Origin of the sequence: Sphingomonas kyeonggiensis (assembly GCF_014196745.1) — a bacterium.
Classification (GTDB): Bacteria; Pseudomonadota; Alphaproteobacteria; order Sphingomonadales; family Sphingomonadaceae; genus Sphingomonas; species Sphingomonas kyeonggiensis.
Genome location: NZ_JACIEH010000002.1, coordinates 771,044 through 796,554, shown reverse-complemented (window position 1 = coordinate 796,554; position 25,511 = coordinate 771,044). Strand labels below are relative to the sequence as shown.

Here is a 25,511-nt window from a genome sequence, read left to right as displayed (position 1 = left end):
CTCTCGTCCTAGAAATGCAGCTGCACACCGCCACGCAGCAGCGCGCCATATTGCTCGCGCTCGACCAGGAACGGCTTGGTGCCGATATAGCGGCGCCACGGCGCGTTGGTCAGGTTAACCGCGTCGCCGAACACCGTCACTTCCGGCATGATCTGGTAGCTGACGTGCAGGTCGAGCTGGCCATTGCCATCGGTGAACTGGTCGGCCGCGGCGGTGGCCGCCAGCGTATCGAGATACGATGAGCGATAGTTGAAGGCCAGGCGCGCGGCGAAGCCATACTTCTCGTAGAAGAGCTGGACGTTGCCGACATTCTTCGACTGGAAGCCGAGCGGAATGTCACCGGCGCGGCCCGGCAGGCCGTTCGCATGGCCCCAGACATGGGTGAAGTTCGCCGAGACGCCGAAGCCGCTCAGCGCGCCCGGCAGGAAGGTGAACTGGGTCTGGAGGTTGAACTCGACGCCGCTCAGCGTCTCGCTGTCGACGTTGATCGGCTTGGTGACGAGCGCGCTGGCATAGGTCACCCCGCCATAGACGCCGTTGGCCACCACGTTGCCGGTCTTGTAGATCGGGTTGTCGATGTCCTTGTGGAAGAAGCCGGCGACGAACAGGCTGTCCGGCGTCGGATAATATTCGATCGAGGCGTCGTAGCTGACCGCGCGATAGGGCTTCAGATCCGGATTGCCGAGCGCGATCGCGGTCGGCGACGCGCCGCTGTCGACGGTGATGTAGGGCGCGAGATCGGCATAATTCGGCCGGCCGATCGCCGTGGTCACCGCGCCGCGCAGGAACAGGTTGTGCGCGATCTCGAACTTGGCGTTCAGGCCCGGGAAGAAGTCGGTATAGCCATTCTCGCCATGGCTGTTGTAGCCGTCCGCCAGCGTCGATCCGGGGCGGACGATCTTCGCCCCGGTGTCGTCGTCGGTATGCTCGACGCGGACGCCGGGGATCAGGGTCAGCGCGCCGAAGCGCAGCGTCGCCATCGCGTAGCCGGCGGTGATCTTCTCGTGCACGTCATAGTCGCTCGACAGCGAGTCCGCGAGCGTGCCTGCATTGTCGATCGCCAGGACGCCCGGATTGGCGTTTGCATAGGCAAGCGCGGCGCCGTAATCGATCCGCTCGCCGAAGTGGAACTGGCCGTCATAGAAGCTCGGATCGGCGGCATAGGCGACGTTGGTCACCGCCCAGGCCGTGGCGCCGTTCTTGTAGTTCCGCTTGTCCTGATTGTTCTTCTTGCGGCGGTCGAGATATTTGAAGCCGACCTTGATCGCGCTGTCCTCGCCCACCGAGATCGGCAGCGTGTAGTCGAGCCGGCCCTGCCACAGATCCTCGCTGGCCTGGCGGGTCTCGTAGTTGAACTTGGTCAGCTTGAACTGGCTGGGATCGCCGAACAGACCGGTCGAGGTGCCGCTGGGCACCAGCGTATAGGGGTCGGTGCTGTTGTCGAAGGTCGCGAACACCGCGCCCTTGGTTGTGCCGAAGGTGAATTCGCTGCGGATCGGATCGATCTTCACTGCGCGGGTCCAGCCGCCCGACGCCTCGAGCTTGCCGCCGCCCAGGTCGAACTCGCCGCCCAGCGTGGCCGACTTGGTGTTGTCGTCCTCCTCGCGGTGGCGGACCAGGATCGTGCCGGTCGCCTTGAGCGCGCCGGGGGTGAAGGTGGTGATCGCCAGGCGGTTCTGGTCGCGGGTCTCGTGGTCCTGGAACTTGGAGTAGCTGGTGCGCAGGTACAGCTTCACTCCGTCGCTCGGATGCCAGTCGAAATTGCCGACCACGCCCAGGCGGGTGCGGGTGAGGTTATAGTCACGCAGGCCGTTGCCGTCGGGCGTGCCGGCGGCGTTCCAGGCCGACGAGCCCTGATAGTTCTCCGTCTCGATCGGGCGGCGCGAATAATTGACCGAGACGACTGCGCCGAGCGTGTCCGTGTGGCCGCCGACGGTGGCGTCGAGTTCCCACGGCGCCTTGTGGTTCATGTCGTAGCGGCCAATGGCGCCGCGCGCGTCGAAGAAGAAGGGGTTGCGGCTGTCGAAGCCGGTCTTGGTCTTGATGTTGATCTCGCCGCCCACTGCATTGGCGTCCTGGCTGGCAAGCAGCGACTTGCTGACGGTGACCGACTGGATCATGCCCGAGGGCAGATCGTCGAGCTTGACCTGGCGGCCGGCGGGCTCGGGCGCCGGCAGCGTCTGGCCGTTCAGCGTGACGTTGATCAGGTTGGGATCGATGCCGCGGATGATGACGTAGCGCCCCTCGCCCTGGTCGTTGGCGACCGACAGGCCCGGAAGGCGCTTGATCGCCTCGGCGACGTTCTGGTCGGGCAGCTTGCCCACGTCATTGGCGTGCAACGTCTCGACCGTGTTGTCGGCATCGCGCTTCTCGAGATTCGCGGCGCGCTGGGCGGCGCGCTGACCGGTGACGACGATCTCCTGCGCCTCGGCCGCGGTCGCAGCCTGCTCCTGCGCGAAGGCAGGCGCGGCAATGCTCAATACCAGCGCGGTAAGCGCCGGACGCGCGAGGAAATGGATCTTCGCGGTGCGCATTTGGTGGTCCCCCCTGGGATGGAAGGCCGCCCGTTGCGACGCGGAAATGACAGTTAACGGACATTACCAAAAGTTAATGTCCGACGATTTCGGGATCGAAGACGCCGGTTTGAGGCAGATCCGCACGGAAGCAATTGCACTGCAACCCGATTTGCGCTAGGCGCGCGCCCTTCCAAAGCAACAGCTACGGAAATCCGCGGGAGGTCGTGTTCGCACGGCCGCTACACCGCTCGACTTGATCAGGGGCCAGAGCCTTCGCGCGAAGGCCCCGCGAAAGAGAGTGACATGGCAAAGAAGATTACCGGCTATATCAAGCTGCAGGTGCCGGCCGGCTCTGCAAACCCCTCGCCTCCGATCGGCCCGGCCCTGGGTCAGCGCGGCGTGAACATCATGGAATTCTGCAAGGCGTTCAACGCCCAGACCGGCGACGTGGAAAAGGGCACCCCGCTCCCCACCGTCATCACCGTCTATGCGGACCGCTCGTTCTCGTTCGAGACCAAGACCCCGCCGGCGACCTATCTGATCAAGAAGGCCGCGAACCTGAAGTCGGGCTCGAAGGAGCCGGGCAAGGTCTCGGCGGGCAAGATCGCCCGTTCGGAGCTGAGCAAGATCGCCGAGGTCAAGATGAAGGACCTCAACGCTAACGATATCGAGGCGGCCACCCGCATCATCGAGGGCTCGGCCCGCGCGATGGGCCTCCAGGTTGTGGAGGGCTAACGACATGGCAAAGCTGACCAAGAAGCAGAAGACCTGGACCATCGACGCAGAGAAGCTGCACGGTGTGGACGAGGCGATCGCCCTGGTGAAGGCCAACGCCACCGCCAAGTTCGACGAGTCGATCGAAGTCGCGCTGAACCTGGGCGTCGATCCGCGTCACGCCGACCAGATGGTCCGCGGCGTCGTCACGCTGCCGAAGGGCACCGGCAAGACCGTGCGCGTCGGCGTGTTCGCCAAGGGCGCGAAGGCTGACGAAGCTCGCGAAGCTGGTGCGGACGTCGTTGGCGCCGAGGACCTGCTCGAGATCGTCCAGGGCGGCAAGATCGAGTTCGATCGCTGCATCGCGACCCCGGACATGATGGGCCTGGTCGGCCGTCTCGGCAAGGTGCTGGGTCCGAAGGGCCTGATGCCGAACCCGAAGCTCGGCACCGTGACCATGAACGTCGCCGAGGCCGTCAAGGCCGCCAAGGGCGGTCAGGTCGAGTACCGCGTCGAGAAGGCCGGCATCATCCACTCGGGCATCGGCAAGGCGTCGTTCCCGGCGGAAGACCTGCGCGCGAACTTCGACGCGCTGGTCGACGCAGTGGTCAAGGCCAAGCCGTCGGGCGCCAAGGGCAAGTACCTGAAGAAGGTCGCCCTGAGCTCGTCGATGGGCCCGGGCGTGAAGGTCGACGTCGCGGAAGTCGCGACCGTCTGATCCAGCGTCCTCGCTGAACAGAACAGGGGCCGGAGGAGCGATCCTTCGGCCCTTTTCTTTTGCCCGCCCCACCCGGGCGTGAAAAAGGGCCGGAAACGCTGCTCCCGGCCCCTTTCTGCCTCCCCCGAAGAAAGGGGCGCCTCAGATCGCCGGATCGCCCGGCAAAGGCGTTTCCGCCTTCCATACGCTGCGTACGCGCCGCGCCCAGTCATCGACCTTGCGGATCGCGTCCTCGGTGAGCGTGACGATGCCCGCCCGATTGTCCATCGGATTGGGCGAGCGAACCACCAGACCCGCGCTTTCGAGCAGCGCGAGGTGGCGGATCGCCGTGGTCTGCGGAGCGCCGCTGCCGATACAGGCACTGCTCACCGATACCGGGCGGCCCTTGGCGGCAGCGAGGTAGAGATCGAGCAATATGTCCCAGGTCGGCTCGCGGAACTGGCCCGCAATCTCCCCGAACGCATCGTCGCGCAGCCTGCGGGAACGATAGATGCCCTCGACCAGGTCCGCCGCCTTTCCGGTGAAGGCCACGCCGCCGCCGGCCGGGCGCGGCGGGAGCGTGGGCCGCTCGCGCAGGCGATAGGAGTTATCCGCGTCAGCCATGACGCACCTCCCCCGTCAGGACCAGGCGGGATCCGCTCCGTAGCGCGCGATTCGCTGGCGATGCCGTGCCGCGCCGATCGCGATCAGCAAAGGCACCGGCCAGTTCCAGGCGGCGTTTGCCACCGCATAGGACCAGGGCATCAGCGAAGGCGTGAGCATCAGCAGATGCGTCAGCACGATGTTGAGATACACCGCGGACAGCCAGATCGTCCAATAGCGTTGCGCCTTGAGCGAGAGCAGCATGGTGCTGAGGAACATTCCCGCATCGACCATCAGCAGGCCGGGCTCCATCTGCTGGAAGCGCACCGGACCGGCGGGAGGCACGAAGTGAGAGGCGACGATCGCCGCAATCAGGATTGCGACGGCCAGGCGCTCCGGCGTGCCGCCCCTCGCCGAAGCGTAGAGACAACAAACCAGCAGCAAGGCGAGATAGATCACTACGTTCATGACGCATGATCGCACCAGCGAACCCAGGCCAAGTCAACGGCCCTTTCATGCCGCTATCACGAACGGCGTGATTTCCGCTTCGCCGCGAGGGGTGTCATGTTCGGGCGTTTCGAAAATGTCGCCGGCGCCCAGCACCTGGTGGCGGATGCCCACACCGCGCAGTTCGCCATGCGCCCGCTTGATGTCCGACATCGCGCCGAAGACCTTGGCGGTGGCCGCGCCGACATAATCGACGGCGCCCTGCGCCTCGAGCGGGTGGAAGGTACCATCGGCACGCGCGGTGAGCACGGCGGTGCCCATGGCGAGCACCTTGAGCGCCGCCTCGTTCATGGCGACCTCGGCGGGCTGGAGCGAACGGGCGATACGGACGGCGGCGATCTTCTTCGGAGACGTCATAGGTCCTCCTTCGCGCAGCCAGGGGGCTGCGACGGGGTTCAGTGTCATTTGGTCGAGAGAAGCTGAGTTAGCCGGTGATGCGCCAGAGCGCGCCCAGACCGTTGAGGAAATTGGCCACCGCGATCAGCATCAGCAGCGCGAGACCAAAGATCCACATCAACCGGTGGAGCGGGTCCAGATCATTTACTTGCTTCCCCTGCCTCAGAAACGGAACCCGAAACCGCGGTTCGGCTTCAGACCGTTTCGGTGGCAATGGAACCTCCGAATGCACCGTTTCGGCAAGGTCCTGCGGCTCGCCCCCCAAATTTTGGGGGGGCATTTCCGCCTCCGGCAAAGCGCCGTTCGGGCCGTGCTGCTCGTGCGAGGCAAGGACCCGCGCGGCCTCGCGCCGGCTCGAAACCCCGAGCGTGCGCACCGCTTCCTTGAGATATCCGTCGACCGTCAGCGGGGAGAGGCCCAGGGCAAGGGCGATCTCCTTGGACGACATTCCACGCGCGACTAGCCGCAGGCAGTCGCGTTCACGTGCTGTGAGTTGCTCGATCGTCCCGGTCACCATCGCCGCCTGCTTTTAGCTGACGCGCGCGCGAATCCAACCGAGTTGGTGTTATTTTCAGCAAGCGCGATCACAGGCCGCGTATAGAAGAAACTGGCCACAGATGAATGAGAATCCAGCCAAAATGGCTTCCCATTCCACTCCCTGCCCCCTTGCGATTCCGGGCTCAGCCGAACCGCCATAGCGCGCTTCCTTCCCCCCGACGTAACACGCATAGTAACGCACGTATAACGATGGGGGATAGGCGATATGCATAGTACCCGAATGATTTTGGTACTTGCGCTCTTCGGACTTCCCGCATCCGTCCAAGCGCAAGAATCGAATCTCCCGGCGCGGGAATCGGCAATCGTCGTTCAGGGCACGCGAGATCGGCCCAGCAACTGGCGCCAGGCCGAGACCGATCATATCGTGGTGATCAGCGACGGCAGCGAAAAGGAGCTGGTGCGGATCGCCCACAACCTGGAGCGGCTCCATTTCCTCCTTTCGGTGCTGCTCAACCGAATCGATCGGCCCGACAATACCCGCAAGCTGCGAGTCACGCTGGTCGGCGACGGCGCCGAATTCGACGCGATAGACCTCAGGAACCTGCGCTACTCGCCCGGCCCCTTTGCCCGCGCCTTTCCCGAACCGGCCTATTACGACCCGCGCGAGGACGGCGCCGTGTTCGCCGCGAGTCGCTTCGACCGCAAGATCCTGCTCGAGCGCGGCCAGTCGCTCGCCGGCCTGCTGCCCGACCTGGTGCGCGCGACCACGCCCGAGACCGTCGGCGCACCCGGCGTGACCGGCGAGAATCCCGGCACCACCACCGCTCTCGCCGCCAGCTATGCCGGCTCGATCGCACGTTTCGGCCGCGACGATCCTCTGGCCCTCTCGGTCAACGAACAATCGGTGCCGCAATCGGCGGAAGGGCGCATCTATGCCGGCTACGCCCGCCACTTCCTCACCACCTATTTCCCGCACGCCTATCCGCGCTGGTATGTCGACGGCTTCGGCGAGATATTCGCGACCCTGGCGATCGAGGGCGATGCCCGAATCGAATATGGTCGGGCACCGGACGGCTATCGCAAGGTGCTCGACCGCTATGCCCGCCTGCCGATCGCCGACATCCTCACCGGCCGCTATCTAAAGGATCGCAAGGCCCGGGAACGCTGGACGCCCTATCACGCCTGGGCGCTCACCCACATGCTGTTCTTCTCGAACGAGCGAAGGGGCCAGCTCCACGCCTATCTCGCCACGATCGCGGCAGGCGGATCGATGGAGAAGGCCGCGGAAGCGTTCGGCGACCTGGACAGGTTCCAGCGCGAGCTGGCCGCCTATGGCGCCAGCAAGATCCCCTATGAGCAGATGACCTATCCGGCCGGCCGCGCCGAAGGACCGATCGTCCGCCAGCTGACACTGGGCGAAGCCGCGTTCGTGAAGGGCCGGCTGGAGCTCGGCGCGCAGATCGACCTGCCCCCGCCCGGCGACACGGCGCGCGAGGATGCGATCACCACGCGGAACCGCTGGCTGGAGAACCTGCGCAAGGATGCCGGCCGCTACCCCGCCAATGTCCAGGCACAGCTGCTGCTCGCCGAGGCCGAATGCCGCAGCGGCAACGGCACCGAATGCGTGACGGTCGCGGACCGGGCGCTCACCCTCGCGCCCGGAGACAGCGACGCGCTCGCCTGGAAGGGCAGCGGCCAGGCCCGGCTGGCACGGGCCGCGCCGGCGGGCGAGCGTACCGCCCTGCTCAAGGCCGCCCGCCAGACGATCGCCCAGGCCAATCGCGCCGATACCGAGAACCCGGTGCCGTTGCTCGCATTCTACCGCAGCTTCGCCGATGCCGGTGAGATGGCGCCCGATGTCGCGCTGGAGGGACTGATGAAGGCGGCCGATGCCGTCCCCGCGGCTCCAGCACCCCGGCTGCTGCTTGGCGAGGCACTGGCCGGCCGCGGCAACCCCGGTGCGGCACGCGCGGCGCTGATCCCGGTGGCGAAGGGCGCCTATGATTCGCCCGAGACGGCCCCGGCCCGCGCGCTGCTCGCCAGCCTCGGGCAATAGAAAAGGGGCCGGGGGCGATGCCCCGGCCCCTTCCCTTTCATCGAACGCCGATCAGAACTGCGAGGCGTAGGTCAGGAACCATTGGCGCGGCGGGATCGGATAGGCCGAGTAGCTGTTCGTCGCCGAGCCCACCGAGAGCGTCGACACGCCCTTGATGTCGCCGAGGTTGGTGACGTTCAGGCTGAGCTTCGCCTTCTTCATCCCCAGCCGCTCGGCCGGCAGGTCCACACCGACGCTGAGCGAGGTGAGGAAGTACGAACCGACGCTGGCGTCGTTGGAGAAGGTCGCATAGCGCTTGCCGACATAGTCGCCGACCAGCTGCGCCTCGACCGGGCCGATGTTGAGCGTCGCGACGCTCTTGTTCATCCACTTCGGCGTGCCGGGCAGCTGTTTGCCGCAGGTCGGGACCACGCCGCCCGAGACCACATAGCCGCCGATGCAGCTGTTGGTCGCCGCGCCGATGCCGGTCGCCGCCGAGCTATAGTCGCTCCGGTACTTGGAGAGATTGTAGGACGCGGCATTGTAGAAGGAGAAGGCGCGGCCGAAGCGCAGGGTGAAGGCCGCATCGACGCCGTTGGTGCGCACATCGCCCACGTTCACCAGGATCGAGGTGCCGCCGGCGATCTGGCCGCCGGCAATGCCGCCCGGGTTGGTGGAGATCGCCAGCAGGCGATCGCTGAAGTCGACGTGATAATAGTTGATCTGCGCGTCCAGCCCGATGCCGCCGCCGAAGCTGCGATGGGTGCGCAGGCCGGCCTCATAGGTCCAGCTGCTCTCCGGCTTGCCGTCATTGGCGAAGGCGTTGAACGCGGTCTGGCTGCCCGTGAACCACGGACCGCCGCCACCGGCCAGATATGCCTGATACTGGCGCAGGTTCTTCTGGACGTTGAAATAGGCCTGCTCATGGCCGTTGAAGTCATAGGTCGCGCCGATCGCCGGCAGGAACCACTTGAGCGTGTTGATCTTGCCCTCGGGCAGCTTGCCGGTCAGGCCCGAGAGCGAGCCGAGCTTGGGCTGCACCGGGAACCAGCCATTGGCCCATTGCGCGCTGGTCTTGAACCCGAACTGGACGAGCAGCGGCTCGAACACCTGCCAGGTGTCCTGGACATGGAGCTGCAGCTCGTTGATCCGCGCCTCGCCCTGATACTGGGTGAACAGCGGCTGCATCACTTCGAGCGGGCGGATGTACGGGGTGCTCAGGCGCGGATTGCCGACCGGCACGGCGTACCAGCGACGCCACTGGGTCGTGCTGTTGTGCTCGAACCAGCCGCCCAGCTCGATCTTGTGGTCACCAAGGTCAACGTTGAGCGCGGCAATCGCGCCGCCGCGGTCGATGCGATATTCGGTGGTGCGGGTGATCAGCCCCGAGCCGCCGGTCGCCGCGACCAGCGCCGCACCGGCCGCCGCTGCCTGGGCGTCGGTCAGCCCGGTGCAGGCAGTCGGACGCACGCCATTGCCATTGGCGCCGAAGCGGCAATTGGTCGGCAGGCTGGCATAGTTCGGATCGAGATAGGGCTGTGCGGTCGTGATCGACTGGCCGAGCGGGCCAGCGACGACGCCGGCGCCGTCATTGTGATGGAAGTAGATCGTGTTCGACAGCGTGACATTGTCGGCGATCTTCGCGTCATAGCGCGCATAGGTGAGATAGTCGGTGCGCTGCGCATCCGAATAATAGTTGCGGTAGTTGCCGCCCTGCGCCGCGGGCGAATTGCCCAGCGCGTTGATATAGCTGCGATAGCCGGCGAAGTCCGAATAGAAGAACGGCTTGGTGTACGGCGTGTAGAGCTGCACCGCGCTGGCCGTGGCGGGCGGGGTCGGCTTGAAGAAGACGGTCGCGTCCTCGTTCGGCTGCGTCATGTCGTTATAGTCGAAGTACAGCGTCAGCTTGCCGACCGAATCGTCATGGACGAACTTGGCATTGGCCTGCCAGCCGCCCTGCCAGCCGTTGAAGTCCCAGGCCTTGGCCTTCTGGCGCGCGACCGAGAGATAGCCGGCATTGGTGCTGCCATCGCCGCCGAAATTGCCGGTGTCGACGCGCAGGAAGGTGCGCGAGGTGTTGTAGCTGCCGATCGTCTGGTTGGCGGTCAGGCCGAACGCCGGGGTGGGATCGGACGAATAGGTCTCGATCGTGCCGCCCAAGTTGCTGTTCGACGGCGTGGCGAGATCGCCGGCGCCGGCCGACACGACGACGCGGGCGACGTTCTCCGAGATCACCGCGCGCTGCGGCGACAGGCCGTTGTAGTTGCCGTAGCTCTGGTCGCCGAGCGGAATGCCGTCCATCGTGTAGCCGAGCTGGTTGCCGGCGAAGCCATGGATGAAGATCTGGGCGTTCTGCTCGTTGTTGCCCCAGGGATCGGCCGTCACATAGAGCACGCCGGGCAGGGTCTGGATCGCCTTGAGCGGCGAGACGCCCGGCAGGATCTTCTGGATCTCGCTCGCCGGGATCGCGGTGGCCGAGCGGGTCTGCTTCGCGGTGACCAGGATCGTGCCGTCGCCGGCATTTTCCGGGGCGCCTTCATCGGCGGCAGGCGCGGCCTGGGTCTGGTCCTGGGCAAGTGCCGGAGTCGCCAACATGGCGGTGGCGAGAACTGCAGCGCAAACGGTTGCGCGAAGCGCGTGACGAACGATCATTCATTCCCCCTGGGATCGCGGCTTCGTTGCGCCGCAGCACGGGCCCTAGGAGGCGCTTGTGGCAATGCTGTTGTGCTTGCGCGAAATCTACGGGACACAAATGTGAAACCTTGAAGACAATCGCGGAGCGCCAGCCCCTGTCTTACCCGCGCGACGATTGACTTATCCACGAATATCGCTATTGGCGCGCCTTCCTCCTTCGGGAGGAGACCGTCCGAGACAGCAAGTGCGGGGAATTTGCCCCGCTTAATCTCTTGCCTAGACGGGGACAGATTTTCACCGGCGTTCCGCCAAGCGGAGCGTTCGGGTCATGCCCAGGGATAACCGGGCAGGACGATCCTTCCCCTCGGACATTTTGTAACCGGGCGCTTCCCGAAAGGGAGATGCTCATAACGAGGAGACCGGCATGGATCGTTCCCAGAAGGCTGATGCCGTTGCCGAGCTGAACCGCACCTTTGGCGAGGTTGGCGTGGTGGTTGTCACCCGCAACCTCGGGATGACCGTCAAGCAGTCGACGGACCTCCGGAACAAGATGCGTGAGGCCGGCGCGAGCTACAAGGTCTCGAAGAACAAGCTTGCCAAGATCGCTGCCGACGGCACCGATTACGCGGCGATCGCCGACCTGCTTACGGGTCCGACGGCGCTCGCCACCTCGATCGACCCCGTGGCTGCGGCCAAGGTGGCGGTCGAGTTCGCCAAGACGAACGACAAGCTCGAGATCGTCGGCGGCGCAATGGGCACGCAGGTGCTCGACCAGGAAGGCATCAAGGCGCTCGCCTCGCTGCCGTCGCTGGACGAACTGCGTGGCAAGCTCGTGGGCCTCATCGTTGCACCGGCTACCAAGCTGGCGACGATTACCCAGGCTCCGGCAGCGCAGCTCGCGCGCGTCTTCGCCGCCTATGCGGACAAGGACGCCGCGTAAGCGGATCTTGCAGTTTATTTATCCCTAAACATCTGAATTGATTGGAGTTTATCATGGCTGACCTTAACGCGCTTGTTGACCAGCTTTCGGAACTGACCGTCCTCGAGGCCGCTGAGCTCTCGAAGCTTCTCGAAGAGAAGTGGGGCGTCTCGGCCGCCGCTGCCGTCGCCGTTGCAGCTCCGGCTGGTGGCGCTGGCGCCGGCCCGGCTGTCGAAGAGAAGACCGAGTTCGACGTGATCCTCACCGGCGACGGTGGCAAGAAGATCAACGTCATCAAGGAAGTCCGCGCCATCACCGGCCTGGGCCTGACCGAAGCCAAGACTCTCGTCGAGTCGGCTCCGAAGGCTGTCAAGGAAGGCGTCAACAAGGACGAGGCCGAGAAGATCAAGAAGCAGCTCGAGGAAGCTGGCGCGACCGTCGAGGTCAAGTAAGCTTCTTAGCTTCTCGCTACTCAGCGAAACAGATCAGGGCGGTCCGGCAACGGGCCGCCCTTTTCTTTTGGCCGTTCAGCGCGCGAGCCGCTGCCCCGTGCCCGCCGCATAGCCGAGCGCCAGCGCCGTGCCGGCGAGCGCGGCGAGCAGGCCGACGACGAGCGCGTCGAAGGTCATGATCGCCCAGACCGCCAGCTCCGGCAGGCCGAGCGCCAGCTTGTGCGTCGCCATGTGGAGCGCGAAGCACGGGCCATAGGCGAGCACGAGCAGGACCATCATCAGCAGGGCGGCCCGCCACTGGGCGGGCGTGCGGCGCAGCGTCATCGTCCGGTCGTCGAGCAGGGCGGCAACCAGATAGACGAACGCGAAGGCCTGGATCAGGAATGCCGCCACCGCGAGCGCCATGCCGGGGCCGGCCGGCACGACCCGGCGCAGCAGGTCGAACGGTAGTTCCAGCGCGAACACCAGGGCGACGGCGAATGCGGTTCGCAGCAATGCCCGTGGCGGCATGCGAAGGGCGGCGCCGATCGAGCCGGTCCACCAGAAGCGCGCGATCGCCAGCATCGCCAGCACCAGCCCGGCAACCTTGGCCACGCCGAAGCCCATGCGCAGCGGATCCAGGGCATGGGCGCGGAACGCCTCGGTGGACGCGAACATGCCGATCTTGATCTCGACGATGTGCTGGAGGAACTCCGGCACCACCACCAGCGCCGCCAGGGGCGTGGCGATCCACAATGCGCGTCCGCCGCGGCGGTACAGGTCGAGGCACAGTCCGGCGAACCGATACAGGGGGCTCCGTGCCGGGCGCGCGTCGAGCCGTTCGCCGGGCGCGCGTGCGCCGGCGTCCACCAATGTCGTCATCCTGTCACTCCTTCGTCGGCGCCCGGATCGTCAGGGCGCGGGGTCTTGCGCCTCCCCCTCGGGGTCATAGGCGAGGATGTCGCCCGGCTGGCATTCGAGCACCCGGCAGATCGCCTCGAGCGTCGAGAAGCGGATCGCCTTGGCCTTGCCGGTCTTGAGGATCGAGAGGTTGGCGAGCGTGATGCCCACCGCATCGGAAAGCTCGGTCAGCGTCATGCGCCGGGCATGCAGCTGGTCATCGAGGCGGACGAGCAGCGGCATCGCTCAGACCGTCCCTTCGAGATCGTCGCGCATCGCGGCACCGACCGCGAAGACGCGGGCGAGCACGAAGAGCAGCAGCACGACCAGCCAGCCGCCCAGCGACGGGAACCAGGGCACGGTGTCCGCCCCGAGCAGGTCGAGCCAGTGGTCGATCACGCCGAGCGCGAGGTCGCCGAGCTGGTAGATGAGCAGCGCGAAGCCCATGCGCCGCAGCCGCACGCCATTCTCGGCAATGAAGGGGTCGCCGGCGGCCACGGTCGCGAGGATCTCGGCGAGCAGGCGCAGGAAGACATAGGCGACTCCGACGGCGAGGATACCGGCGGCGAGCATAACCCGCATGCCGGTCAGGATCGGGCCCGCATGCGCCGCGCCATATTTGAGGACCAGCTGCGCCACCAGCGGGCCGTGCTCCCAGAAGCTGACCAGCAGCGTGATGCCGAAGCCGATGCCGACGAGCAGGTTCAGCAGCTTCAGTGCCTGGACCAGCAACCGCGTTCCGCCGATCATCGAGTCGCGCATGTTCCGCCTCCTTATCGAAATTCGATAAGGCTATTTGCGATAAACGGCAATATATTTATCGAATTTCGATATGCCTAGGCGGCAACCGCGGCCTTGGCGTGATAGCGGTGCGCGGCCAGCGTGCTGCTCGGTGCCGGTCGGTCGAGCCAGATCGGGCCCAGCTTGTCGCCCTGTCCCGCCGTGCCCAGCATGAAGTCCGCGCCGAACCGGCGGATGCTGAGCCCGCCACGCCAGCGCAGGTCGATCAGCACGATCGGGACGAACATCGGGCGCCCGGAGACCTGCACCACGTTCACCCCGCTGCGCGGGATCGCCAGGCGCACGGGCATCCGCCCGCCTCCGCCCGCCGGCAGGTCGAAGGGCGCCCCGCCCGGCTCGCCCGGCGGCCCGCCATGGAAGCCGGCGATCACCGCATCCTGCTGGGCATGCGCGCTCATCGCCGCAAAGGCGACGCGGATATTGTCCGCCGAGGCACCCGAGAGGTTGCCGATCAGCAGCTCGAACTCGAGCAGCACGTCTTCCTCGCCAAAGGCAATGCGACGCGGGTGGAGCGCCAGTTCGAAGGGCTCGCCGGCTTGTACGATGGGCTTTACGGGCTCCGGAGCCGGGGCCACCGCGGACGTCAGGCCGGGCGGTGGCTGGATCGGAGGCGGCGGAGGCACGGCCTCGACGGGCACGCTCTCGAAGCGCTCCTCCGCATCGTCCTCACGGCGCCGCCTGCGAAGCAGCAGCCAGCCGGCCAGCCCGAGCAACGCAGTGCCGCCCGCCCCCGCCGCGGCCCAGAGCCAGGGCGGCACGGACGACGCCGGCTCGCCGGCGGGCTCAGCGGGCGCGACGGGCCGAGGTACAGTCGTGACCGGCGCTGGAGCCGGCGTGGCGACCGGAGCAGCAGTCGGGGAAGCCGAAGGCGTCGGGGTGGCCACGACCGGCGCGGCACCGCGCGGCGTCTGGACAGGCCGCGCCGCCGGCACCGGACGCTGCGCCGCCGGGGTCGCCCGTGCAGTCGGGAGCGGGGTTGGCGGCGGCAGCGGCGTGGCCGTCGGAGTCGGCGACGGCGCGAGGTTGAAGCGCTCGGGGATCACCCCCGGCAGCGTCTGCGGGCGCTGCGAGGGCACTACCACGGGGCTCGGACTCGACGTCGGCGCATCCTGGGCGCGGGCCAGCGGCGCAGCGAGCATCGCCGCGGCCAGGCCACACAGCCAACCAGTCCTGAGCCTCCCTGCGTTCACGGCCTTTTCCTGACGCTTCGAAGCTGAACAATGGCTGCACATTGCGCGCCGTTCGCCGCATGTCGAGGGCGGATTGTCCCTGCCGTCTCCGTCCCTTACAGCGGCGAAACACTGGGGAGATTTTGGTGGCGGGCGAGCGAGCGGGGCAGGGCTCCGGTTACATTCCGGCGATTGACGGGCTGCGCGCCATTGCCGTCACTTCGGTCATCCTCTTCCACCTTTGGCCCCGGACGCTGCCCGGTGGCTTCACCGGGGTGGACGTCTTCTTCGTGATCTCCGGCTTCGTCGTGACCGGATCGCTGATGGGCCGCGAGTTCGCCAGCCTGGGACAGCTTGCCGGCTATTTCTATGCCCGCCGCCTGATGCGGATCATGCCGGCACTGGTGGCGATGCTGCTCGTCACCCTGCTCGCCACACAGCTGTTCATCCCCGATTCCTGGTTGAGCAACAGCCTGCCCCAGGTCGGCCGCTTCGCCTTTCTCGGCCTCAGCAACGTGGTGCTGGCGACGGATACCGACAGCTATTTCGGCCCCCAGGCTGCCTACAACCCCTTCACCCACAGCTGGTCGCTGGGGGTGGAGGAGCAATTCTACCTGTTCTTCCCCTTCCTCCTCTGGTGGCACCACAAGCTGCAATCGGGCGCCAGGGCGGTGCGGCTGGTGGCGATCCTCTCCGGGCTTTCGCTGCTGCTCTGCGCAGTGCTCGGCCTGTTCGCGACCAAGTTCGCCTTCTACCTGATCTTCCCCCGCTTCTGGGAGCTGGGCACCGGTATGCTGCTCTGCCTCACCCGCGAGCGCTGGCAGCCCTGGGCGGCGGGCAAAAACTGGCTGGCGCCGCTGGGCGCGCTGCTTGTGGCCGCCGGCTTCGCACTTCCCGAAGGACCGCTCTTCCCCTTCCCCGGCGCTCTGTTGCCCGTGGCGGGCACCGCGCTGGTGATCATGGCGATCCTGGGCGGCACCGCACCGCGCGCGCTGGGCAGCCGGCCGATGGTCGCGGTGGGACTGCTCTCCTACTCGCTCTATCTCTGGCACTGGCCGGTGTTCGTGCTGTTCCGCTGGACCGTCGGGCTGCACGCGCTGAAGCTCCAGCTTGCCGCCCTGGTCATCGCCGTCGCCCTGGCGATCTTCTCCTATTTCCTCGTCGAGAAGCCGCCGCGCGCCAGCCGCCTGCTCGCCGGCTGGCCGCGCGGACGGGTCGTCGCGGTCGCGCTGGCCGGGGTGCTGGTCGCGATGCTGGGCGGGCAGCTGCTGATCGCGGCGCACAACCGCATCACGCTGAGCGTCACCCGCGACCGCTTCGCCTGGTACGCCGAGCCCGGCCGGCCGCTCCCCCTCGACCTGACCGGCTGCGTGCCGATCGATGGCGAGGAATGGGTGGCGGGCGGCAAGGTCGCGCTGTGGACCCCGCGTTGCGCGCGGCCGGAAGGCTTCACCCTGTTCGTGCCGGCGGACTCGCACGGCCTGGCCTATACCCCGGCGCTGCGCCGGCTGGCCGCCGAGACAGGCGCGAGCGTGCGCCTCTATTTCAAGCCGGGTTGCCCCTATCTCAAGCTGATCCAGACCCATGCCTCCCGCCCGAAATGCGCGGGCTGGTACCAGGGGGTGGAGAAGGACATCGCCGCCCGCTCGAAGCCGGGCGATGTCGTGTTCCTGCCCGGGCTGCGCGTCACCCGCCTGGCCAACCAGTTCGAGAATGACCGCGACCTGGTCGGTGCCCGTGCGGACACGGTGTCCGACGCCGCGCTCGCCGAGGCGCAGGGGATCACCCAGCAGCTTGCCGCCGGCGGCGCGCGGCTGGTGCTCGAGGCGCCCAAGCCGACCTTTCCCAGCCCGACCTTCCGCTGCGCCGACTGGTTCAACCGCACCAATCCGGCCTGCCACGGCCTGACGATCGGGCGCGAGACGATGCTCGAGCGTCGCCGCCACGTGATGCGCGCGATGAGCGCGCTGGTCGCCAGCGAGAAGCCGACGATCCTGTGGGACCCGCTGCCGATCTTCTGCCCCGGCCAGACCTGCGAGGCGCTGCCCGGCGGGCGGCCACTGTTCTTCGACGGCGACCATCCGAGCGGCCTGGGCAACGACCTGATCTATGCCGATCTGAAGCGGACCATATTGGGCGTTCGCTGACCCGCCGCTCCAACAGCGCCGCGGCGGGCGACTCGCGGAAGTTCACTAAGTTCGTGCCCAGCACGGATTTCGTCGCGTCTTAGGTTGACCAAGTTCCCGCAAACCCACCGCATCTCGCAATATCCTTGCGAGCGTGTGATCCTATTCTTCCAACAAGACAAAGAGCGGCCGGACGCCGGGGTCCGACCGCTCCAGCCAAGCAGGCGAAATCCTACATTGCAAGCGCACCGGCTCCCCTCCCTGAAGGGAGGGGCCGGCGGCGGGCTATCGCCGCGTTTCGCGGCGGCCCCTCCACCATTCGCTGCGCGAATGGTCCCCCTCCCCCAGCGAAGCTGGGGGAGGAATTGGATGCTCAGGGCACCGTCACCGTGGTCGTCGGCACATTGGCCAGTTCGGGCTGGGCCTTGAGCTGGGGGACGACGGTCTTGAGATCGCCGACCACCACCAGGGTGAGCTTGCCCAGCGGATAGCCGCTGTTCGCCGAGGCGCGCATCTGCTCCGGCGTCACCGCCAGCACCGCAGGCACGTAGCGCTCGGTCCAGTCGCCTGGCAGACCGAGGATGTCGCGCGTCGCCAGCGTGCCGATCACCGAGCCCGAAGTGGAATTCTGGATCGCGAATAGACCGGCCAGATAGGTGCGGATGCCCTTGGCCTCGTCCGGCGCAACCGGCTCGGTCTGCATCCGGCGGATTTCCTTGAACACTTCCTTGAGCGAGTCGCCGGTGTGCTCGGTGGTGACGTCCGCCTGGAAGGTCCACAGCGCCTGTTCGGGCGTGAACTCCACATCGGAATCGGGCGAATAGGTATAGCCCTTGTCCTCGCGGATGTTGCGGGTGATCCGCGAGCTGAACGCGCCGCCGAGCAGCGCATTGGTGACGCGCTGCGGGATATCCCCCTCGGTCCCCGCGCGGCTGGCGTCGAAGCTCAGGCGCAGCGTGGTCTGCGGCGCGCCGGGACGGTCGACCAGCACGATCCGCGGGCCCGGATTGTGCGGGCTCTGCAGCACCACCGGATCGGGACCGCCCTTCCAGCTGGCGAACGCCTTGTCGATCGCCGCCTTCACCGCCACCGTGTCGAACCGGCCGGCGACATAGAGATGCGCCCGCTTCGCGCCGAATTGGCCGGCGTGGAAGGCCTGGACCTGGGCGATCGTATAGGCCTGGAGCTGGGCCGCGCTCGGGATCTGCCGGCCATAGGGATGGTCCGCGCCGTAGATGGTGCGGCCCAGCGCCACGTCCGCCAGCGTGCCCGGCTGCGACAGTGCGACCGAGAGCTGGCGGCCGAGATTGGCCTTCACCCGCGCCAGCTCGCTCGCCGGCAGGGTCGGGCGGACCGCGACGTCGCTGACCAGCTGGATCGCCTCGGGCGCATATTCGGACAGGACATTGGTGCCGACCGTGGTCGACTGCATGCCGGCGCTGACGTTGAGCTGGCCGCCCATCCCCGCCGCCGCGGCGGCGAGACCGGCTGCGGTCTTGCCCGCCGCCCCTTCCTTCATCAGCGCGCCGGTGACGTCGGAGAGCCACACCGCGTCGCCTTCATTGACCGCGCCGGCGCGCACGCGCAGCGACACGACCGTCTTGGGGGCGATGCCATAGGGGATCAGCGTGACCTGCAGTCCGTTGGGCAGCGTATAGGTCTCGGTCGCCGGGAGCGTGAACGGCTTGGGATCGGCGATCGGCGGCGCGGGCGGGAAATTGTCCTGGGCCAGGGCCGGCGTGGCGGCGAGCAACGCCACCGATGCGAGGAGCATGCGCTTCATCACTTGCCTCCCTTGGGCTGGGCACCCGGCTCGATGACGTAGACCGAGCGATTGGTCTTGCGGAGATATTCCTGGGCGGTCTTCTGGATCAGCGCGGGCGTCACCTTGGCGAAGCCCTCCTCGATCCGGTTCACCGCGGCGGGATCATTGTCGAACAGCGCATAGACGGCGAGCAGGTCGATCAGGCCGACCCGCCCTCCCCCGTCGATCGTGCCGTACAGGTCCGAGCGCATCTTGGTGCGGGCACGCTGCAGCTCGGCGGCGGTCACCGGCTTCGTCCGCAATTCCTCGATCACCTCGTCCACCGCCTTGGTGATCTGAGCGGTGGTGTGGGTCGGATCATGGGTGAAGCTGAAGCTCCACAGCATCGGCCCGCGATAGTTGAACATGTTGCCGAGATCGCCGTTGATCCCGCCCGACAGCTCGCCGGCGATGCCGGTGTCGGACACCAGCTTCTTGAACAGCCGGCTGTCGTCGCCCTGAAGCAGGATCTGATCGATCAGCCCCATTGCGTACCATTCGGGCGTGCCGCGATCGGGCACGTGATAGCCGGCGGCATAGCCCGGCTTGGGGGCAAGCGCATCGACCCGGCTCTTGAACTTCTCGGCGGTCTGGCGCGGCTCGGAGATGTCGGGCTGGGCGACGGGCGCCGCGGACGCGATCGGGGTGAAATACTTCTCCACCATCGCCCGGGTGGCGGCGTAATCGATGTCGCCGGCGATCACGAGCACGGCGTTGTTCGGCCGGTAGAACTCCTTGGAGAAGGCCTGGGCATCAGGCACCGTCGCCGCCTCGATCTCCTTCAGATCGCCGTAGAAATTGTGGCTGTTGTACCAGTTGGTGTTGGCCAGCATCGGCAGGTCGATCCACGGCCAGGTGCTGTAGGGCTGGTTGAGGACGTTGACCTTGACCTCGTTGCCGACCACGCCCTGCTGGTTCTTCAGCACGACATCGTCGATCACCGGATTTTCCATCCGGTCAGCCTCGAGCCACAGCATCCGCTCGAGCGCACCCGAAGGGACGATCTCGAAATAATTGGTGAAGTCGAAGCGGGTTGAGCCGTTGTTGATGCCGCCCGAATTGGTGATCGTGGTGTCGAACACGCCCTTGGGCGCGTGCTTCGATCCCTGGAACATCAGATGCTCGAACAGGTGGGCGAAGCCGGTGCGATCCTTGGGCTCCACGCGGAAGCCGATGCCGTAATAGACGCCGACCGTCACCGTGGGCGCGATCGTGTCCCTGGTCAGGACGACGCGCAGGCCGTTGGGCAGGGTGAAATATTGCGTGTCGACATGCAGCTTGCTCGCCGCGGCGGGTGCGGCGGCCTGGGCATGGGCGAGCGCCGGAAGCGCGGTCGCGGCCAGAGCGAGCGCGAGGCTCCATTTAGGCATCAATTCCTCCCCGAAGGATGAGTCGCAGGTGAGTTATTCCATCGGCACACCGTGATGGGAAGAGGCTTGCGCATCCGAAACGGCCGATCCTTGGGCCGCGCCGCACCCCGTCATCCCGGCGAAAGCCGGGATCTCGGGCGATGGCGCGGAAGGTTGGACGAGAGCCGCATGAGAACCCGGCTTTCGCCGGGATGACGACGGTGGATGCGGGATGACGATGGCGCGGGGTGCGGGGGAGGAGGCAGGGCGCCCCCTTCCCCGCTTCGCCTCACTTCTGCTGGTTGGCCGACTGGTCGAGCGGGACGACCGGCAGCAGCACGCTGCTCGAATTCGCGCCGCCATACATCAGCGTCACCGTCGCCTTCTGATAGTCTTCCGGCTTGGCGAAGAAGATGTTGGGCACGAACTTCTGCGGGTTGCGGTCATAGACCGGGAACAGGCTCGACTGTACCTGCACCATGATCCGGTGGCCCGGCTGGAAGACGTGGTTCACCGTCGGCAGGCGGAACTTGTATTCCTGGACCTTGTTCGCCGGGATCGCCGTCGGGTGCTCGAACGAGTTGCGATAGCGGCCGCGGAAGATGTCCATCGCGATCGGCAGCTGGAACCCGCCCATTTCCTTCTTGGTGACGTAATCGTCCGGATAGACGTCGATCACCTTGACCACGAAGTCGCCATCGGTGCCGGTGGTCTTGGCGAAGATGTCCGCCAGCGGCGCGCCCGAGACGCGGACCGGCGCGGTCAGCACGTCGGTGACATAGGTCATCACGTCCGGCCGGCCATCGACGAAGCGCTGGTCGGTGACGAGATAGGTCGACCAGCGGCCGTCCTGGAAGTTCACCGGGCGCGGCAGATGCGGCACCGGCTTGGCGGGATCGGCGACATAGCTGTCAGACCCGGCGCCGGGCTTCTCGAAGCCCAGGCCCTCGGCGGGCTTGAGGTAGATAGGGGTCAGCTTGGCGTCGCAGCCGGTCTCGCAGGCGAGCGGCCACTTGTTGAGGAATTCCCAGCGGTTCTCGCCGGTGTTGTAGAAGCTTGCCTTGGCCGGGGTGAAGGGCGGCGCGCCGTCCTTGAGGTACGCGTTGAAGAAGGGCAGCAGGATGTCGCGGCGAGCCTGGAGCGCGGTGTCGCCCTCGAAGTTGAGCTGGCCGAGGGTCGAGCCGTTATAGTTGAAGCCCGAATGGCGCCACGGCCCCATCAGCAGGAAATTCTTGCTGGCCTGCGGGGTCTTCTGCAACTCCTCCCAGGCGTGGATCGCGCCGTACATGTCCTCGTGATCCCAGATGCCCTGCTCCCAGAGCGTCGGGATGTTCGAGGGGTTGGCGGCGAGCAGCTTGTCGAGCGCCTGGCCCTGCCAGAACTTGTCGTAGGAGACGTGCTGGCTCATCTTGTTCCAGGCGGGCAGCTGGTCGTAACCGAACTGCTTGGCCCAGTCGCCGGCCGAGCCGACCTTGCGGAAGGTCTCGTAATCGTCCCAGTCCGGGCGCGGCGGGGCCTTGCCGGCGCCCTTGTAGCCGGTCTGCGAGCCGATCCAGCCGATATTGGCGAGACGGAACGCGCCGTGGTGGAACCAGTCGTCGCCCATCCAGCCGTCGATCATCGGGCTTTCGGGCGCGGCGACCTTGAGCGCCGGGTGCGGGCCCATCAGCGCCATCACCACGGTGAAGCCCTCGTAGGACGAGCCGAGCATGCCGACCTTGCCGTTGGTCTCGGGGACGTTCTTCACCATCCAGTCGATCGAATCATAGGCGTCGGTGATGTGATCGACCTTGGTCGGGTTGAGCGGGCCGACCGGCGGGCGGGTGATGACGTAATCGCCCTCCGACTTGTACTTGCCGCGGATGTCCTGGAACACGCGGATGTAACCCGCCTTGACGAACACCTCGTCGCCCTCGGGCAGGGTGTTGATCATCTTGCCGCTCTCGGTGCGGACGACGCGGCCCGCGGCGTTGTAGGGTGTGCGGGTGAACAGGATCGGCGCGTTCTTCGCGCCCTTCGGGATGATCATCACCGTGTAGAGCTTCACCCCGTCGCGCATCGGGATCATCACTTCGCGCTTGATGTAATCGGCCGGCAGCGAAGGCGGATTGAAGTTCGGCGGAATGTCGTTGAACGCGGCGGGCGCCTGGGCCGGGGCCGGGTTTTCCTGGGCCTGGACGGCGGTGGCGGCGAGGATCGCGGTCCCGGCGGCCAGTGCGAGCAACGACTTCTTCATGTGATGTTATCTCCCTGAGGAATGGCGTTCGATAAGCCCAAATCCATCCGCAAGGAAAGAGCCCGCCCCTCCCTTTCGGAAGAAGCGGGCTCCTGTGTCCCCGATATGTCAGGAATCAGGCGTGCTCGGGCTCGCCGTAAAGCTCGGCAGCGAGATCGTCGGTCACGTGCGGACGCGACGCGCCGATCGCACCGATGCCGCCTTCATAGGCCGGGCGGCCGATCCTGAACGCCGCAGCGGTGCGCGCCTCGCTACCGTCCGGCAGAGTGTAGCGGGCCTCGGCGACGACGACCGGATTGAACACACGGCCCAGGTCGCCCTTGGGCACCGCAAGGTGCGCATCGACACGGGCGCCGTCGCCCGGCTCGATCGAGACCGGCGGGACGATCGTGTCGGCGCGGCGCTCGGTGAGCATCCGTTCCATCTCGGTGCCCTCCGCCTCATCGGCGAGCATGAAGCTCGAGATGCGGACGTTGCGCGCCTGGGTGTCGCCCGAATTGCCGACGGTCAGCTCGAAATCTACCACCGCCTCTTCCTCGGTGGTGCCGGCGCTTACCGGGCGCAGGCCGAGCTCGATCCAGGGACGATGCGCAACCGGCGCTGCGGCATCGGCGACACCGGCGAGGTCGTCCTTGCTGGCATCGGCGATCTCGGCTTCCTCGACCTGCTCGGCAGCGGCAACCGGCGCGATCACCGGGCTGGGCTCGCGGCGCACGATCCGCTCGTCGGCGGGCGGCACCTCGGCGATGACGGCGGCATGCGGCGCGACGACCGGCTCGATCACTACCGGCGCAGCGGCAACGGGAGCAACTGCGGGGGCGACATAGGCCGGCTCGACATAGGTCGCGTCGGTGGTCGTCGCCTCATCATTGCGGCGGCGGCGCGTGAACAGGAACGCGATCGCGCCCAGCGCCAACAGCGCGAGGCCGCCGATCAGCCAGGGCCAGGCGATACTGGTGTCGCTGCTCTGCGTGGTGGTGGTTTCCGTGGCCACCGGCGCCGCGGCTTCCGGGGCCGGAGCGGTCTCGGCCTGGGGCAAGGGCGCGGGCGCCGGGGCCGAGGTGTCGATCGGCGGCGACGGCGGGGCAGTCGGCGTCTCGGCGGCGGGCGCCGGGGCAGCCTGGCGGGCCGGCGCGGCCTCGCGAGCCGGCGCCGGAGCCGCGCGGGTTGCGGTAGTCCGCGTCGTGGTGGTGCGGACAGCACGACGCTCGGCCGGGGCCGGAGCGTCGGCCGCGGCGGCACCGCGCTGCTGCTCCTCTACCGAGGGAACCGACTGCACGACCGGCGCGGAAGGCTGGATCACCACCTGCGCCTGCGGCGCGGGCGCGGGAGCCTCCTGCGCCGGCGTCGTCATGATCGGCGGCGGCGTCACCTGCTGGGGAGTGTCCTGCGCCTGGGCGGGCAGGGCAAGGAAAGCGGCGCTGACGAACAGCGCGGCACGGATGGTACGCATTACAGGTCTCTCCTTCATGTCGCAGGTTCAATGAATGGAACCCGGATTCCGTCGCGAAGGAGGCTCGAAACTGCGATGAATTGTTTGTCGGAAACGACGAACAACGCCGTTAATTCAGCGTTCAGGCAATTGGAACGGCTACGTTATATTTAAGCGCGACTGTCAATTCGGCTGCGAAATGGTCAGCCTTGCATCTTTTGCGTGAAGCTCAGCTCCACGAACTCCGCCGGATGCGCCAGCTGCAGGTTCACGCTGACGATCATATACCCGTTCAGCACGTCCAGCTCCGTCATCGTCGTGCCGATCCCGCAGGACACGGTAAAGGCATCGGCAGCCTTGCTGCCCATCAGCCCGCCCTGCTGCCAGAGCCCGAGGAGGAAAGTCGAAATCGATCCGATCACCGCCTGCCAGGTGCCCCCGTCGTTGGCGGCGAAGGTAAAGGTGGCGAGCCCTTGCCTGATTGACTGATCGACATAGATGAGCGTGCGGCGCACCTGGATATAGCGATAGTCGTTGCTGTTGCCGTCGAGCGTCCGCGCGCCCCAGACCACCGCCCCGCGAACGGGCTGGACCCGCAGGACGTTGATCGCCTGGCCGTTGACAGGCACGTTGAAGCCGGCCTGTTCGGCATCGTTCATATTGAAGCGCAGCCCGGCAATGCCAGCGACCGGGATGTTGGCCGGCGCCGTCCACACTCCCTGCATCGCATCGTTCTCGGTATAGATGCCTGCTATCGCGCCGCTTGGCGGCTGAATCGTGCCGTCGGGCAGCACAAGCGCCGGGGCATAGACCGCGCCATAGCTTGCATGCGCGATCTCCGGCCCGACCGCATTCCAAAGATTCTGCTGGCAGGTCTCGAGCGCGGCGATGTCGGCTGCACCGATACAGCCCGGCAGATCGAGGATCGCCATCCGGTCCTTCAGGCTGCCCGCCTGGCGCAGCATTGCCTGGATGACCTGCGCATAGCCGGCCTGGTCGAGCAGGCACGCCTCCGGCACGACGAGCAGTGTAGGCCCGGTGAAGAGCGCGGCCTTGGCAAGTCCGGCGACCAGCGCATCGGCGGCAATCGCATCGAGCGCCCAGTCCGCCGGCGCCGGCGACGAGAAAGGCCGCCGATCGCGCCAATAGCTTCCAACGGACAGGATGTAGCAGTTCGCCCCGCCATTGGCGTAGAAGAGCTGGATCTGCGCAGCCAGATTGAAGCCACCACCCGGCGCCGCGCCACCGAAATAGCCGGCATAGTCGGCGGCGGACGCAATCTGCACCGGCATGTCGTACATGGAGGTGCCGGAAACCGGGTCGCCGGCGAACTCGGTATAGCCGACGAACAGCGGCACCGCGGTTTCGACCCCGACGACGCCAGTGCCGAACGCATCAATCTCGGTGACATGGACGCCGGGCGTTGCGCGATTGAGATAGCTGGCTGTCACCTCGGCCATGTACCACTCCCTGATGTGCGCCGATGCTAGCCCGCCGTCCCGGCGCGACCAACCTGAGGTTGCACCGGTTTGACAGAATCCAACACGAACCCTATATCCCGCTCCTCACCACGGTTCCGGGAAATGATGCGTCGTCGCGCAGCGCATCGGTCGAATTGGTTTCGTGGTCTCATAAGACGCTGAAAGCTGCCGAAACCCGAAATGGGAGTCGCGCGGCTTTTTCTGCGTCTTTCCGCACGTCCCGGCCCCGGATCAGGGGCACCGAATTTACTGCTGACGAGGCA

21 protein-coding genes are annotated in these 25,511 nt (G+C 66.6%); 6 read left to right on the top strand and 15 right to left on the bottom strand.

Features of this window, described 5'->3' with window-relative positions:
* Window positions 1–8: 8 nt before the first annotated feature.
* The gene (locus tag GGR46_RS12700) at window positions 9–2,534 is read right to left on the bottom strand and encodes a TonB-dependent receptor (RefSeq protein WP_183998221.1); all 2,526 of its coding nucleotides are present in this window, start codon (window positions 2,532–2,534) and stop codon (window positions 9–11) included.
* Window positions 2,535–2,819: 285 nt separating this feature from the next.
* On the opposite strand from GGR46_RS12700, the gene rplK reads away from it, so the two are divergent.
* A complete protein-coding gene (rplK, locus tag GGR46_RS12695; RefSeq protein ID WP_183998219.1) occupies window positions 2,820–3,251 on the top strand; it encodes a 50S ribosomal protein L11 in 432 nt (143 codons plus the stop codon).
* A gap of 4 nt (window positions 3,252–3,255) precedes the next feature.
* Window positions 3,256–3,948 (top strand): 50S ribosomal protein L1, encoded by a 693-nt coding sequence (gene rplA, locus GGR46_RS12690; RefSeq protein WP_183998217.1) that lies wholly within the window; start codon window positions 3,256–3,258, stop codon window positions 3,946–3,948.
* Between the two features lie 141 nt (window positions 3,949–4,089).
* On the opposite strand, the gene GGR46_RS12685 is transcribed toward rplA, so the two are convergent.
* From GGR46_RS12685 to GGR46_RS12670, 4 genes are all read right to left on the bottom strand, one after another.
* Window positions 4,090–4,551 (bottom strand): helix-turn-helix domain-containing protein, encoded by a 462-nt coding sequence (locus tag GGR46_RS12685; protein ID WP_183998215.1) that lies wholly within the window; start codon window positions 4,549–4,551, stop codon window positions 4,090–4,092.
* A 15-nt stretch (window positions 4,552–4,566) separates the two neighbouring features.
* Window positions 4,567–4,998 carry a hypothetical protein gene (locus GGR46_RS12680; protein WP_183998213.1) on the bottom strand — a complete coding sequence of 144 codons (432 nt, stop codon included), beginning with the start codon at window positions 4,996–4,998 and terminating at the stop codon, window positions 4,567–4,569.
* Between the two features lie 45 nt (window positions 4,999–5,043).
* The gene (locus GGR46_RS12675) at window positions 5,044–5,394 is read right to left on the bottom strand and encodes a hypothetical protein (RefSeq protein WP_183998211.1); all 351 of its coding nucleotides are present in this window, start codon (window positions 5,392–5,394) and stop codon (window positions 5,044–5,046) included.
* A gap of 67 nt (window positions 5,395–5,461) precedes the next feature.
* Window positions 5,462–5,947 (bottom strand): helix-turn-helix domain-containing protein, encoded by a 486-nt coding sequence (locus GGR46_RS12670; RefSeq protein WP_343058140.1) that lies wholly within the window; start codon window positions 5,945–5,947, stop codon window positions 5,462–5,464.
* 264 nt (window positions 5,948–6,211) lie between these two features.
* Between GGR46_RS12670 and GGR46_RS12665 the strand changes: the two genes are divergently transcribed.
* A complete protein-coding gene (locus GGR46_RS12665) occupies window positions 6,212–7,987 on the top strand; it encodes a hypothetical protein (protein ID WP_183998207.1) in 1,776 nt (591 codons plus the stop codon).
* A gap of 51 nt (window positions 7,988–8,038) precedes the next feature.
* Here GGR46_RS12665 and GGR46_RS12660 read toward each other — a convergent pair whose 3' ends face one another.
* The gene (locus GGR46_RS12660) at window positions 8,039–10,561 is read right to left on the bottom strand and encodes a TonB-dependent receptor (protein ID WP_246426056.1); all 2,523 of its coding nucleotides are present in this window, start codon (window positions 10,559–10,561) and stop codon (window positions 8,039–8,041) included.
* Between the two features lie 463 nt (window positions 10,562–11,024).
* Here GGR46_RS12660 and rplJ point away from each other — a divergent pair, with 463 nt between their 5' ends.
* Window positions 11,025–11,540 carry a 50S ribosomal protein L10 gene (gene rplJ, locus GGR46_RS12655; RefSeq protein WP_183998203.1) on the top strand — a complete coding sequence of 172 codons (516 nt, stop codon included), beginning with the start codon at window positions 11,025–11,027 and terminating at the stop codon, window positions 11,538–11,540.
* A 53-nt stretch (window positions 11,541–11,593) separates the two neighbouring features.
* Window positions 11,594–11,971: a 50S ribosomal protein L7/L12 gene (gene rplL / locus GGR46_RS12650; protein ID WP_116842077.1), complete on the top strand. Its 378-nt coding sequence runs from the start codon at window positions 11,594–11,596 to the stop codon at window positions 11,969–11,971.
* Window positions 11,972–12,046: 75 nt separating this feature from the next.
* On the opposite strand, the gene GGR46_RS12645 is transcribed toward rplL, so the two are convergent.
* The 4 genes from GGR46_RS12645 to GGR46_RS12630 form a co-directional block, all read right to left on the bottom strand.
* The gene (locus GGR46_RS12645) at window positions 12,047–12,832 is read right to left on the bottom strand and encodes a hypothetical protein (protein WP_183998201.1); all 786 of its coding nucleotides are present in this window, start codon (window positions 12,830–12,832) and stop codon (window positions 12,047–12,049) included.
* Between the two features lie 30 nt (window positions 12,833–12,862).
* A complete protein-coding gene (locus tag GGR46_RS12640; RefSeq protein WP_183998199.1) occupies window positions 12,863–13,093 on the bottom strand; it encodes a helix-turn-helix domain-containing protein in 231 nt (76 codons plus the stop codon).
* Window positions 13,094–13,096: 3 nt separating this feature from the next.
* A complete protein-coding gene (locus GGR46_RS12635; RefSeq protein WP_183998197.1) occupies window positions 13,097–13,612 on the bottom strand; it encodes a DUF2975 domain-containing protein in 516 nt (171 codons plus the stop codon).
* Window positions 13,613–13,686: 74 nt separating this feature from the next.
* Window positions 13,687–14,790 (bottom strand): hypothetical protein, encoded by a 1,104-nt coding sequence (locus tag GGR46_RS12630; RefSeq protein ID WP_183998195.1) that lies wholly within the window; start codon window positions 14,788–14,790, stop codon window positions 13,687–13,689.
* A gap of 176 nt (window positions 14,791–14,966) precedes the next feature.
* On the opposite strand from GGR46_RS12630, the gene GGR46_RS12625 reads away from it, so the two are divergent.
* Window positions 14,967–16,967 (top strand): acyltransferase family protein, encoded by a 2,001-nt coding sequence (locus GGR46_RS12625; protein WP_183998193.1) that lies wholly within the window; start codon window positions 14,967–14,969, stop codon window positions 16,965–16,967.
* Window positions 16,968–17,319: 352 nt separating this feature from the next.
* Here the strand turns inward: GGR46_RS12625 and GGR46_RS12620 are convergent, their stop codons facing one another.
* The 5 genes from GGR46_RS12620 to GGR46_RS12600 all read right to left on the bottom strand — a co-directional run bounded on the left by GGR46_RS12620 (window position 17,320) and on the right by GGR46_RS12600 (window position 25,227).
* Entirely contained in the window at window positions 17,320–18,729 is a 1,410-nt protein-coding gene (locus GGR46_RS12620) for a M16 family metallopeptidase (protein ID WP_183998191.1), read from the bottom strand.
* Window positions 18,729–20,120, bottom strand: a complete 1,392-nt coding sequence (locus GGR46_RS12615; protein WP_183998189.1) for a M16 family metallopeptidase — start codon at window positions 20,118–20,120, stop codon at window positions 18,729–18,731. The genes GGR46_RS12620 and GGR46_RS12615 overlap by 1 nt, the downstream gene beginning before the upstream one ends.
* A gap of 268 nt (window positions 20,121–20,388) precedes the next feature.
* Complete coding sequence (locus tag GGR46_RS12610) at window positions 20,389–22,335, bottom strand: CocE/NonD family hydrolase (protein WP_183998187.1); 1,947 nt, start codon at window positions 22,333–22,335, stop codon at window positions 20,389–20,391.
* A gap of 115 nt (window positions 22,336–22,450) precedes the next feature.
* Window positions 22,451–23,788 carry a hypothetical protein gene (locus tag GGR46_RS12605; protein ID WP_183998185.1) on the bottom strand — a complete coding sequence of 446 codons (1,338 nt, stop codon included), beginning with the start codon at window positions 23,786–23,788 and terminating at the stop codon, window positions 22,451–22,453.
* Between the two features lie 182 nt (window positions 23,789–23,970).
* On the bottom strand, window positions 23,971–25,227 hold the full coding sequence (locus tag GGR46_RS12600) for a phage tail sheath family protein (RefSeq protein ID WP_183998183.1): 1,257 nt from the start codon (window positions 25,225–25,227) through the stop codon (window positions 23,971–23,973).
* Window positions 25,228–25,511: the final 284 nt, after the last annotated feature.

Excerpts from the sequence above, each read along its gene's own strand:
- GGR46_RS12700 (WP_183998221.1), bottom strand. The coding sequence starts at position 2,534 with ATGCGCACCGCGAAGATCCATTTCCTCGCGCGTCCGGCGCTTACCGCG.
- rplK (WP_183998219.1), top strand. The coding sequence starts at position 2,820 with ATGGCAAAGAAGATTACCGGCTATATCAAGCTGCAGGTGCCGGCCGGC.
- rplA (WP_183998217.1), top strand. The coding sequence starts at position 3,256 with ATGGCAAAGCTGACCAAGAAGCAGAAGACCTGGACCATCGACGCAGAG.
- GGR46_RS12685 (WP_183998215.1), bottom strand. The coding sequence starts at position 4,551 with ATGGCTGACGCGGATAACTCCTATCGCCTGCGCGAGCGGCCCACGCTC.
- GGR46_RS12680 (WP_183998213.1), bottom strand. The coding sequence starts at position 4,998 with ATGAACGTAGTGATCTATCTCGCCTTGCTGCTGGTTTGTTGTCTCTAC.
- GGR46_RS12675 (WP_183998211.1), bottom strand. The coding sequence starts at position 5,394 with ATGACGTCTCCGAAGAAGATCGCCGCCGTCCGTATCGCCCGTTCGCTC.
- GGR46_RS12665 (WP_183998207.1), top strand. The coding sequence starts at position 6,212 with ATGATTTTGGTACTTGCGCTCTTCGGACTTCCCGCATCCGTCCAAGCG.
- GGR46_RS12660 (WP_246426056.1), bottom strand. The coding sequence starts at position 10,561 with ATGTTGGCGACTCCGGCACTTGCCCAGGACCAGACCCAGGCCGCGCCT.
- rplJ (WP_183998203.1), top strand. The coding sequence starts at position 11,025 with ATGGATCGTTCCCAGAAGGCTGATGCCGTTGCCGAGCTGAACCGCACC.
- rplL (WP_116842077.1), top strand. The coding sequence starts at position 11,594 with ATGGCTGACCTTAACGCGCTTGTTGACCAGCTTTCGGAACTGACCGTC.
- GGR46_RS12645 (WP_183998201.1), bottom strand. The coding sequence starts at position 12,832 with ATGACGACATTGGTGGACGCCGGCGCACGCGCGCCCGGCGAACGGCTC.
- GGR46_RS12640 (WP_183998199.1), bottom strand. The coding sequence starts at position 13,093 with ATGCCGCTGCTCGTCCGCCTCGATGACCAGCTGCATGCCCGGCGCATG.
- GGR46_RS12635 (WP_183998197.1), bottom strand. The coding sequence starts at position 13,612 with ATGCGCGACTCGATGATCGGCGGAACGCGGTTGCTGGTCCAGGCACTG.
- GGR46_RS12630 (WP_183998195.1), bottom strand. The coding sequence starts at position 14,790 with ATGCTCGCTGCGCCGCTGGCCCGCGCCCAGGATGCGCCGACGTCGAGT.
- GGR46_RS12620 (WP_183998191.1), bottom strand. The coding sequence starts at position 18,729 with ATGAAGCGCATGCTCCTCGCATCGGTGGCGTTGCTCGCCGCCACGCCG.
- GGR46_RS12615 (WP_183998189.1), bottom strand. The coding sequence starts at position 20,120 with ATGCCTAAATGGAGCCTCGCGCTCGCTCTGGCCGCGACCGCGCTTCCG.
- GGR46_RS12610 (WP_183998187.1), bottom strand. The coding sequence starts at position 22,335 with ATGAAGAAGTCGTTGCTCGCACTGGCCGCCGGGACCGCGATCCTCGCC.
- GGR46_RS12605 (WP_183998185.1), bottom strand. The coding sequence starts at position 23,788 with ATGCGTACCATCCGTGCCGCGCTGTTCGTCAGCGCCGCTTTCCTTGCC.
- GGR46_RS12600 (WP_183998183.1), bottom strand. The coding sequence starts at position 25,227 with ATGGCCGAGGTGACAGCCAGCTATCTCAATCGCGCAACGCCCGGCGTC.